Source organism: Bryocella sp., assembly GCF_058498515.1.
Map to the genome: position 1 here is coordinate 17,800 of NZ_JBMHYI010000009.1, position 10,509 is coordinate 28,308.

Consider the following 10,509-nt stretch of genomic DNA (forward strand, 5'->3'; position numbering starts at 1 on the left):
GAGTTCCTTTGGTTCTGGAGTGCTGGACGGGGCTTTGCGTTTCGCCGGTGATACCGTTCTTAGGTGGGATAAGGAATCCTTGCTCGTCGGGCCGACTGAACCGCAGGTTGCGGGTTGCGGCTGCGAGAGGAGGATGGATGGCGAGACAGACGAGATTTTGAGCAAGCGGGCGATCATTATCGGGGCGGGACCGGCTGGGTTAACCGCAGGGCTGGAGTTGCTGCGGCGAACGGATATCAAACCGATTCTGCTTGAGGCCTCGCAGGAGATTGGTGGGATCTCACGCACGATCCGGTACAAGGGCAACCGGATGGATATCGGCGGGCACCGGTTTTTCTCGAAGTCGGACCGCGTGATGCAGTGGTGGATGGACCTGATGCCGCCGGATCTGAGCGCAGGCGACGGGGTCGAGGAGATTGCGTATCATGGGCAGACGCGGGTTGTGACCGTGCCGGCGCACCTTGAACAGGAGCCCCCGTTGCGCGGGATGGGGCCAAAATCCGCGGCGCACCACAAGGCCTCGGATGAGTTGGATGAGGATGAGGGGTCGCGCGAGCCGGTCGAGGCCGTGGTCGAGGTGGTGCCGCCGGAGCTGACGCCCGATCCGGACCTGATCATGCTGATTCGTCCGCGGAAGAGCAGGATTTATTACCTGCGGAAGTTTTTCGACTACCCAATCAAGCTTACGGGTACGACGTTGAGAAACCTGGGCGTAGCGCGGACAGTGCGGGTTGGGATCAGCTACATGGGGTCGCGACTGCGGCAGATTACGCCGGAGAAGAGTCTCGAGGACTTTCTGATCAATCGCTTCGGGCGCGAGCTGTACCTGACGTTCTTCAAGAGCTATACGGAGAAGGTGTGGGGGACGCCGTGTGAACAGATCTCGGCCGAGTGGGGTGCGCAGCGCATCAAGGGGCTGAGCCTGACGACGGCGGTGAGGCACTTTCTGAAAAAGGCGCTCGGCAGACGAACGAAGGGTTCGGGGGATGTCGCGCAGAAGGGCACGGATACGAGCCTGATCGAGCGGTTCATGTATCCGAAGTTCGGCCCCGGGCAGCTCTGGGAGCATGTCGCCGAGGAGATCGTGCGGTTGGGCGGCGAGATCCACATGGGGCTGAAGGTGACAAAGATCGAGTGCTCCGGCAAGCGCGTGGTGGGGCTGGAAGCGGAGAACAAGGCGGGTGAGACGACGAAGTTTGATGGTGATTATTTCCTCTCGACGATGCCAATGCGAGACCTGGTTGAGGCGATCGACGCGCCGGTGCCGGCGAATGTACGCGAGGTGAGTGCGGGGCTGCAGTATCGCGACTTTGTGACGGTCGGACTGCTGTGTGATCGGCTGAAGGTGCACGAGCCGGATGGCGGATTGCTGAAGGATACGTGGATCTACGTGCAGGAACCGGATGTGTTGCTGGGGCGGCTTCAGATCTTCAATAACTGGAGCCCGTACCTGGTCGAGGATCCGACCAAGGTATGGATTGGGCTGGAGTACTTCTGCTACGAGACGGATGATCTTTGGAAGATGGAAGACGAGGCGCTGAAGCAGTTTGCGATTGCCGAGGTTGCGAAGATCGGGATTATTGACGCTAGCGCGGTGACGGATGGGCACGTGGTTCGCGTGCCGAAGACGTATCCGGCGTACTTCGGGACCTACGACCGGTTTGAGGAGCTGCGGCAGTTTACGGACTCGTTTGAGAACCTTTACCTGGTGGGCAGGAACGGGATGCATAAGTACAACAACCAGGATCACTCGATGCTGACGGCGATGACGGTGGTGGATGGTTTGTGCGGTGGGCGTGTGGACAAGGCCGCGCTTTGGGAGATCAATACCGAGCAGGAGTATCACGAAGAGAAGGAAGGGAAGAAGCAATGAAGAAGATCCTGGCACTCCTCACAGTGGTGTTGATCGTGTTCGTGGTGATGCATCGGCAGCGGCTTTTTCTGCGGGATCCGCTTGCGACGGTGACGCGGGACGGGGTGAAGGTGAGTGGCGTCGCGGTGATGATCAACTACTCGAACGACGTGCTGCTGCAGGATGCAAGTGCAGGAAAGCGCAGGCTTTACCTGGTGCAGAACTGGAATAGGCATGCCGGGTTTCCGACCGTTGCGCTTACATGTGTGCAAGGGCTGGCGTGCATGACGGATGCGGACCAGGCGACCGCGACGGCCGTTTCGCCGGGCAGCAGGGGCAGGCGCTCCGTGTTTGAGGGGGTGACTATGACGAATCGGCAGGTGGAGTTTGTCGATGAGGATGGCGACCTGGTGCAGGTGACGTTGCGGTAGGTTTCCGAGGATGAGCACGCGGTGACGCGGCCGGGTGGCTACAGATAGGCTTCGAGGCGCCGGCCAGTACATCTTTTGTGTGATGGACAACATCCCATTCCCTACGTTTTTAGCATTTCGAGGGCCAACGTATGCGAATGAGGATGGGTGCTTTCGGCGTCTTAGCCATGGCGCTTTCGACAGGTGTATGGGGTCAAGGATCGCTGCCCGGAGCAGGAACTCCGGCCAACTTCAATGTAGCGGCAAAGACGCGGGTTCCGGGTGAGGTGCTGAAGCCGGGGCCGTACACGATCCACGTGGTGGACCGCCTCGAAGACCGGATTGTGGTCGAGGTGGATGGAGCGAAGGGCAAGGATCATGAACTGTTCCTTGCGGTTCCGGCACAGAACGCGGCGGGGTCTCCGGGGCCGATTGCCTGGGACAAGGGTGTGGATGGTGCGGGGGCTCTGCGGGGATTCAGGTTTGCCGATGGGGCTCTAGAGTTCGTCTATCCGAAGGAGACTGCGGTGGCTTTGGCGAAGGCCAACGGTGCACCGGTGGTTGCGGTCGATCCGGACTCCGAGGGCAAGCCGAAGGTGGACAAGATGTCGGCGGACGAACGCCGGATCGTCAGTCTGTGGCTTCTTTCGATTACCCAGACGGGCCCGAGCGATGCGACGCCGGCTGTCCTCGCAAAACACTACCAGCCAACGGATGCGCAGCAGGGTGTGGAGGCGAGAAGTACGCCTCCGCGGGCGACAACGCCTCCATCGAACGAAACGGCCAGCGTAAGCGCGCCAACGCCGCCTCCCATTCGCGCAGCCTATAGAGCTCCGCGGCAGAAGCCGGTTGTCTCGGAGCTCCCGCACACGGCAAGTGGGCTCCCGTTGATCGGGCTTGCGGGGTTGGTATCGTTCTTTACCGGTTGCTGCCTGATGATGCGTCGGCGCTTGAGTCTGTGAGGTTTTCGATCATGAAGCGTCTGCCACCGCGAAGATCGTACCGGCTTGTTGAGCGGTGCTTCTTTGCGGTGGCGATTGCTTGTGGGATCTACCTGCTTGGCGTCTTCGGGGAGACCCGGGCTGCGAAGCGGGAGGCTCTGCGGATTGATAAGGTCGCTGCGGCAACGCGGCCTGTGAGCCCGCCACTACAGGATGTGGTTACTCAGGGGCAGCGTGCGGGCGACGGCAAGGTGATGGGGCGGCTTGAGATTCCTGGTCTTAAGCTGAAGGTGCCGATCCTGTCCAACTATGATCCGGATAGTTTGAAGCGCGGGGTGGGGCATATTCCGGGAACGGCTGTGCCTGGCGGGCTCGGGACGGTGGGTTTGGCAGGGCATCGCGATATGTTTCTGCGGCCGCTGCGCGATATCAGGAAGGGCATGGATGTCCGGCTGGTGGGTGAGAGCGGGACGTATCATTATGCGGTGGATTCAACAGAGATTGTGAAGCCGAGCGAGGTGCGGGTGCTCGACATCGGCGAGCGGCCGGAGCTCACGCTGATCACCTGCTATCCGTTCTATTACGTGGGCAGTGCACCGATGCGGTTTATCGTTCATGCGCATCTTGTCTCCGCGCTGGCGGACTGAGTGTGTGGCTAGGGTAAGATTTTCGAATCTTCGTGCGGGAAATTGACTTGCGTTTCGTCTACCGGGTAGCGCAGCATCAACGCTGGCTGGTCGGAGAGAGCACGCGATGCACGAGGAAGTTCCAGAGAACGCAACCGCTGAAGAGCCTGAAACACCGGCCGCGCCTGAGCTCGAGGCGGACGAGGCGGTGACGCATGCTGTCGGCGAGGCAATTCCGCTGGTGGGTACTCCGGATGTGGCCGCCATTGCCGAGGCTGAGCCTCAGGTTGAGCCGTTGGCCGAGATGATGGTCGTGGCCGAGCCATCGCTTGTCCTTGAGCGGAAACATCCGCTGGCGATTCGCTGGATGCACTGGATCAACTTCCCGGTGTTGTTCACGATGATCTGGAGCGGGCTGCTGATCTACTGGAACGACTCGGATAATGCGTATCAGCATCCGCATCGTGTGTATCGGCTCGGGTTGGGGCCGGTGACGGTGTTTCGGTTTTTTCCGGATTGGTTTTACAGGTGGTTGGATGTGCCGTATCACGTGACCCAGGGGCTGGGGTATCACTTCTTCTTCATGTGGCTCTTTGCGCTGAACGGGATCGCGTACGTTGGATTCCTGCTTTGGTCGAAGGAGTGGAGGTTCATGGTGCCGACACGCACGTCGCTGGTGGAGGCGATCCAGGTGATGCTGGTCGACCTGCACCTGCGCAAGGGATTGCCGCCGCAGACCAAGTACAACGGCGCGCAGAGGATCGCGTATACGAGCGTGATCGTGATGGGGCTGGGTTCGCTGGTGACGGGGCTCGCGATCTATAAGCCGACCGAGGCGCATTGGCTGACGTCGGTGCTGGGTGGGTATGAGATGGCGCGTTGGCTGCACTTCTGGCTGACGATTGGCTTCTGTGCGTTCTTCCTCGTGCACGTTGGGCAGGTGATCATGGCGGGCTGGAACAACTTTCGTGCGATGGTGAGCGGCTATGAGATGCGGCGGCGCGACGAGCCTTCGCTCGAAGCGGAACGGAGCAGGTTTTGAAGAGTTACTCGTCAGATGAAGAGGTGAAGAAGGCGAGTGCGCGGCGGACGCGGCGCAGCTTCCTGGTAGCCGGGTTGGGGGCGCTCGGCGGATATGAGTTCTACGAGTGGATTGCACGGGCGAAACCAAACCAGATGCTCCCGGGGCCGCTGCGCGAGGCGCTCAACTTCAATGCGAAGGTTGCGCGCGGGGTCTTTGACGAGCGTGGTTTAGCGCCGACGTATCCGGTTTCAAAGTCGCGTGAACTGCGGATCAACGGCAACTATGGGCTGAAGCAGGACCTGGTGCCCGAAAGCTACAGGCTGCAGGTGGTGGGAGTCGATGGCGCGGAGGGTTTGCCGCAGTCTGTGAAGGACGTGACGGCCTGGGAGTACAGGTACAAGGCCGCGGACGGTGCGTACCAGGGGCATGACACGAAGGTGAATCCGAAGGACGAGGCCAAGGCGAGCGCGGCGGCTGGCTCGGGGGCCGGAGGCGCGGACGCGAAGATTGCGAAGATGTTTGCGGATGCACCGAATGGGGCGGATGAAAATAACAGCGGGCGTCCGCCGCGTGGGATGGAAGAGGCCGGCGAGAGCGATTCAGGGCTCGACCCGGGGACGCCGGGTCTGCTGCTGACGATGGAGGATGTGACCAGGCTCGGGCAGCGCGAGTTGGTGACACAGTTCAAGTGCATCGAGGGTTGGAGCGAGATCGTGCACTGGGCGGGGGTGCCGCTGCGCGAGTTTATCGCGGCGTATCCGCCAGCGAAAAACGCGAAGGGCGAGCTGCCGAAGTACGTCTACATGGAGACGCCGAACGGGGATTACTACGTCGGGTTTCATCTGCAGGACTGCCTGCATCCGCAGAGTACGCTGGTGACGCAGATGGCGAGCAGGCCGCTCGCGCAGTGGCATGGTGCGCCCATGCGCCTGCACATGCCGATCAAGTATGGATACAAGCAGATCAAGCGGATCGGGCTGATCGCTTATACGGATGACAAGCCGGACGACTACTGGACGAAGCTTGGATACGACTGGTATGCCGGGATTTAGTGGCTGTCCGGTCGAAGGACAGGTGAGGACACGGATACAACGGATAAGAAGCGACAAGAGCAGATACGGCGTGGCGTGGCCGCTTGTACTGCGGATTTGCGTTGACGTGCGAGCGAGCGGCGAGAAGAATGACAAGAACCCCGATCTTTGACTCGCCGAGGTTCTGACTTGGAAACCAGCCTGGATGAATCTCTGTCCGCCCGCGTAGCTGTTCGTGAAGAGGCCGTTGAGCCGGTCGGCCCGGAGCCCGTGCGGGTGCACTGGACGATGCTGAACCGGATCCTGTTTCGGGTCGCGTTTCTCTACTTCTTCATCTTCATGTTTATGTATGGCAATGGGAGCATCTTCTCGGTGTTCCCCGTGGTCGGCGAGTTCTTCGATCGATGGTCGACTTGGCCGTTGCAGCAGGTGGCGCTCTGGGTGGGGCACCATGTGTTTCACCTAAGCGGATGGGTCGGCACGTTTCATCCGACCGGGTCGGGCGATACGGCGATGGATTGGGTGCTGCAGCTCGTCTTTGTCGTGACTGCGGTCGGGGGTGGGTTGCTGTGGACGCTGGTTGCCGCGCTTGGCGGAAATCGCCGCGTGGAGTACGGAACGCTGTATGCGTGGCTGCGGTTTGGGGTGAGGCTTACCGTTGGCTTCTTCATGTTGAACTACGGCTTTGCCAAGCTCTACCCGTTGCAGATGGCGCCGATCTCGATTGGCATCCTGAACGAACCGGTCGGGCAGATGTCGCCGATGACGTTTCTTTGGGCTATGCTCGGGCTCAACCCCGGCTACGAGATGGTGTGCGGAGGCGCGGAGGTGCTGGGCGGCGTGATGGTGCTGTTCCGGCGGACGGCGCTCGCGGGGGCGCTGCTCTCGGCGTTCGTGATGACGAACGTGCTGCTGTACAACATGTTCTTCGATGTGCCGGTGAAGCTATTCGCGGCGAACCTGCTGCTTGCCCAGGTGTTCATCATCCTGCCGGATCTGCGGCCGTTGTTCGACTTCTTCTGGCTGCACAAGCCTTCAGCGCCCGCGGGAATCTGGATTCCGCCGGTGAAGCGCAAGGGCTTCCGGATTGCGACGAAGACGGTGGAGATTGTGCTGGCCTGCGGGTTCTTCCTCACGCTGGCCTACTACGATGGCATGGGCTGGAAGCATCGGCACGCGGATGCCAAGGAGACGTCGCCTCTGCTGGGCGCGTGGCACCTGGATGCGGCACATCCGGCGACAGGCCCGTTTCTGACCGGCGAAGGGCTGCCGACGACGGACCTCTACATCGACACGGTGGGCCGGGCATTGCGGCGGTCGACCGATCTGGCGTTGTGGCGGACTGGGCTGCAGATCGACAAGCAGGCCGATACGATGATCGTCTACGGCGACGGCGAGCCGATGATGTACGGGATCAACCTGCCGGACGCGAATCACCTGGTGCTGGTCTCGCGGGCGCCGAAGCCCGATCCGAAGGCCAAGCCGGACCCGAGGGCGAAGCCGTTTGTGGCGGAGACTGTTTCGTTTACGAGAGAGCCGGTGATGGCGCATTATCCGCTGCTTGAACGCGGGTTTCATTGGGTGAATGAGTGGGGGTTGGAGCGGTAGGGAAAGTTGGTGGAGGTGCCGATGTCGTATCGGTAACCTCCACTACGGTACGACGGAACAGGCTGCGGAAAGTCGTTTCGACGCGCAACAAACGAAGCCGGGGCTAAAGCCCTGTTGCTTGCGGGTGATCGAGTCGTGGGCTGAAGCCCCACTCTCCCACTGAACAGCCTAAACATCGTTCTGCGCGGCCCGTGGAATCGCGGCTTTATACAAGATCAGCGCGCATCCACAGGCCCTAGGCGTAGGGAGCACGAGCTTCAGTGTTTGGCGGTGGTGCCCTTCTGTTCGGCCATCCAGTGGTTGATGCGGGCTTCGAGTAAGTCGAGCGGCAGGTTGCCGCCGTTGAGGACCTCATCGTGGAAGGTGCGGATGTCGAAGCGTGGGCCGAGCTGCTGCTTGGCGCGCTCGCGGAGTTCGCGGATCTTCAGCTGGCCGAGCTTGTAGCTGTCCGCCTGGCCGGGCCAGGAGATGTAGCGGTCGGTCTCTGACTGGATGGTGGGCTCGTCGATCGCGCCGGACTTGCGCATGTAGTCGACGACCTGATCGCGGGACCAGTTCATGTCGTGGATGCCGGTGTCGACAACGAGGCGGACGGCGCGGAAGAGCTCCGAGCGCAGGCGACCGTAGTCGGAGCCGGGGTCCTGATAGAAGCCGACCTCTTTGCCGAGCTCTTCGGCGTAGAGCGCCCAGCCCTCGGCGTAGGCGGAGTTGCCGCCATGCTTGCGGAACTCGGGCAGGCCGGGGATGGTCTGGGCGACGGAGATCTGCATGTGGTGGCCGGGGATGCCCTCATGGTAGGCAACCGCCTCGTCATTGATCAACGACCGCTGCGCGAAGTCCGAGACCGCAACGGAGACGCGGCCGGGCCGCTTGCCATCGGGCGTGCCGGATTGATAGTGCGTCGCCGCGGCGGACTGGAACGCGGGGATTGGCTCGACAGTGACCGGCGCAGCCGGAATGACGGTGAAGAGCTCAGGCAGCTTGGGGCGCATCTGCGCGATGTAGTGGCGGAAGTCTTCGACGATCTGCTCTTCGGAGTGCGGGACATACTTGGGGTCAGACTCGATGGCCTTGCGGAAGCTGGCGAGATCGGCGTAGCCGTTCTTCTTCGCAAGCGCGGTCATCTCGCCGACGATGCGGTCGTACTCGCTGAGGCCGATGGCGTGGATCTGCGCGGGGGTGAGATTGGTCGTGGTGAGGCGATGGATGTCGTTCTGATACCGCTTGTTGCCGTCCGGGAGCGACTCGATGGAGAGCTGGGTGCGGCCGTAGGGGATGTAGTTGGTCTGGGTCCAGGCGGCGAACTGCTTGTAGGCGGGCAGGACGACGTTGGTGACGGCTTCGTTGATCTGTGCGGTGAGCTTGCGCTTCTCGGCTTCGGTGAAGGAGGCGGGGAACTTCTTCAGCGGCAGCAGGAAGGGATCGGCGGTGATGATGCCGTCGCACTGCTCTGGGATCTTGGCGGCGAGGAACTTGACGGGGACGAGGTGGTCGGCGACACCGGCGCGGAGGACGGCTTCGACCTGGGTGAAGGCGGTGGGGATCTCATGCAGACGCGCGATGTAGTCCTCATAGTGCTTGACGGAGTCGAAGGGGACGGACAGTGGCAGGTCGGCGAGGCTGGTGTGGATGCCTCCCTGCGAGTTGATGGGCATCTCGTATTCTTTGAGGTTGAAGTCGGCGAGACGCTGCTGGATGTTGCGAACGAAAAGATCGTGCGAGAGGTGATCCTGCTCGGTGAAGCCGTCGGGCGAGATGGCCTGAATGCGGGTGAGCCACTGCTGGTCGAGCTCGTGGCGCTTCTCGATCGAGGCGAGCGAGTAGTCGCCGAGCTGGTCGTTGTAGCGATAGTCGCCGACGTTGGTGGCGAGTAGCGGCGAGAGCTTGAGAGTGGTCTGCCAGGAGTCTTCGAAGAGGGCATTTTGCGCGGCGAGGCGGTCGGCGAGCGGCGTGTTGACCTGGGCGATGGCGGCGGCAGAGGAGAGCAGAAGGGCAGCGGCGAAGGATGAGCGCATGGGGTTGAGGGTAGCAGAGGGATTGCCGCTTGCGACCAGGAATGTGTGAGGTTGCGGATCCATAAGAGCGGGCGTAGGTTGGGGTGTAGTACGAGGTGCGTATGGGGAAGATGTCGCGGCGGGAGGCGTTGAAGGTCGCCGGAGCCGCTGTGGTTGCAGGGAGCGCCTGGAAGCACGGTATGGGGCAAGGTGCGAAGCCGCCGCTCATGCCGGGTGCGTTTCAGCCGCTGCCGCTGGGGGAGGTTCGGCCAGCAGGTTGGTTGCTGCGACAGCTGCGGACACAGGCAGATGGGCTGGGTGGACATCTTGACGAGACGTGGGCGGACGTGGGGCCGAACAGTGGATGGCTGGGCGGAACGGGCGAGAGCTGGGAGCGCGGGCCTTACTTTCTCGATGGGCTGATTCCGCTGGCTGTGCTGCTCGACGATGAGGTGCTGAGGGCGAAGGCGAAGCGCTTTGTCGATTGGACGCTGACGCACCAGGCTGCAAACGGAATGATTGGGCCGGCGACGAACGATGACTGGTGGCCACGCATGGTGATGGTAAAGGCATTGGCGCAGTGGCACGAGGCGACCGGCGACGCGCGCGTTGTGCCCGCGCTGACGAAGTACTTTCGCTATCAGCTTGCGCAGCTGCCGGCGCGGCCGTTGAAGGAGTGGGGCAGGTTTCGTTGGCAGGATCAGGTGCTGGTCGTGGAGTGGCTGTATGAGCGCACACACGACGCCGATCTGCTGAAGCTCGCGGCGTTGTTGAAGCACCAAGGGTATGACTGGGAGGCGGATTTTGCGGACTTTGAGTACACGGGGGTGACCAGTAAGGCGGCTGCGGGGCTTGAGAGCCATGGCGTCAATAACGGGCAGGCGCTCAAGGTTACGGCGGTTCAGTATCGGCTGACGGGAGATGCGTCGGAGCGGCAACGGTTCTTCCGGCAGCTTGGGGCGCTCGATCAATACCACGGCATGCCGAGCGGGATGTTCTCGTGCGACGAGCACCTGGCGGGCC

General features: G+C 61.8%; 9 protein-coding genes. 8 read left to right on the plus strand and 1 reads right to left on the minus strand.

Translation table 11 applies throughout. From position 1 onward, the window contains the following. The first annotated feature begins 133 nt into the window (after nt 1–133). From AC5E6W_RS02600 to AC5E6W_RS02630, 7 genes are all read left to right on the plus strand, one after another. Nucleotides 134–1,873, plus strand: coding sequence for an NAD(P)/FAD-dependent oxidoreductase (locus AC5E6W_RS02600; protein ID WP_491750695.1), 1,740 nt, complete (start codon nt 134–136; stop codon nt 1,871–1,873). After that, complete coding sequence (locus AC5E6W_RS02605) at nt 1,870–2,283, plus strand: hypothetical protein (RefSeq protein ID WP_491750696.1); 414 nt, start codon at nt 1,870–1,872, stop codon at nt 2,281–2,283. The genes AC5E6W_RS02600 and AC5E6W_RS02605 overlap by 4 nt, the downstream gene beginning before the upstream one ends. A 167-nt stretch (nt 2,284–2,450) precedes the next feature. Further along, on the plus strand, nt 2,451–3,224 hold the full coding sequence (locus AC5E6W_RS02610; RefSeq protein WP_491750697.1) for a hypothetical protein: 774 nt from the start codon (nt 2,451–2,453) through the stop codon (nt 3,222–3,224). Between the two features lie 11 nt (nt 3,225–3,235). Continuing rightward, nucleotides 3,236–3,850 (plus strand): class D sortase, encoded by a 615-nt coding sequence (locus AC5E6W_RS02615; RefSeq protein ID WP_491750698.1) that lies wholly within the window; start codon nt 3,236–3,238, stop codon nt 3,848–3,850. A gap of 106 nt (nt 3,851–3,956) precedes the next feature. Then, a complete protein-coding gene (locus AC5E6W_RS02620) occupies nt 3,957–4,871 on the plus strand; it encodes a cytochrome b/b6 domain-containing protein (protein ID WP_491750699.1) in 915 nt (304 codons plus the stop codon). Then, nucleotides 4,868–5,905 (plus strand): molybdopterin-dependent oxidoreductase, encoded by a 1,038-nt coding sequence (locus AC5E6W_RS02625; protein ID WP_491750700.1) that lies wholly within the window; start codon nt 4,868–4,870, stop codon nt 5,903–5,905. The genes AC5E6W_RS02620 and AC5E6W_RS02625 overlap by 4 nt, the downstream gene beginning before the upstream one ends. A 168-nt stretch (nt 5,906–6,073) precedes the next feature. After that, nucleotides 6,074–7,492, plus strand: coding sequence for a hypothetical protein (locus AC5E6W_RS02630; protein ID WP_491750701.1), 1,419 nt, complete (start codon nt 6,074–6,076; stop codon nt 7,490–7,492). 257 nt (nt 7,493–7,749) lie between these two features. On the opposite strand, the gene AC5E6W_RS02635 is transcribed toward AC5E6W_RS02630, so the two are convergent. Next, the gene (locus tag AC5E6W_RS02635; protein ID WP_491750702.1) at nt 7,750–9,570 is read right to left on the minus strand and encodes a DUF885 domain-containing protein; all 1,821 of its coding nucleotides are present in this window, start codon (nt 9,568–9,570) and stop codon (nt 7,750–7,752) included. Nucleotides 9,571–9,608: 38 nt separating this feature from the next. Here AC5E6W_RS02635 and AC5E6W_RS02640 point away from each other — a divergent pair. Beyond that, the coding region (locus AC5E6W_RS02640) for a beta-L-arabinofuranosidase domain-containing protein (protein WP_491750703.1) at nt 9,609–10,509 on the plus strand (901 nt) is incomplete at its 3' end.

What these genes read in the sequence shown, in the direction of transcription:
- AC5E6W_RS02615 (WP_491750698.1), top strand. Translation starts at nt 3,236, where the DNA reads ATGAAGCGTCTGCCACCGCGAAGATCGTACCGGCTTGTTGAGCGGTGC.
- AC5E6W_RS02610 (WP_491750697.1), top strand. Translation starts at nt 2,451, where the DNA reads ATGGCGCTTTCGACAGGTGTATGGGGTCAAGGATCGCTGCCCGGAGCA.
- AC5E6W_RS02600 (WP_491750695.1), top strand. Translation starts at nt 134, where the DNA reads ATGGATGGCGAGACAGACGAGATTTTGAGCAAGCGGGCGATCATTATC.
- AC5E6W_RS02620 (WP_491750699.1), top strand. Translation starts at nt 3,957, where the DNA reads ATGCACGAGGAAGTTCCAGAGAACGCAACCGCTGAAGAGCCTGAAACA.
- AC5E6W_RS02605 (WP_491750696.1), top strand. Translation starts at nt 1,870, where the DNA reads ATGAAGAAGATCCTGGCACTCCTCACAGTGGTGTTGATCGTGTTCGTG.
- AC5E6W_RS02635 (WP_491750702.1), bottom strand. Translation starts at nt 9,570, where the DNA reads ATGGATCCGCAACCTCACACATTCCTGGTCGCAAGCGGCAATCCCTCT.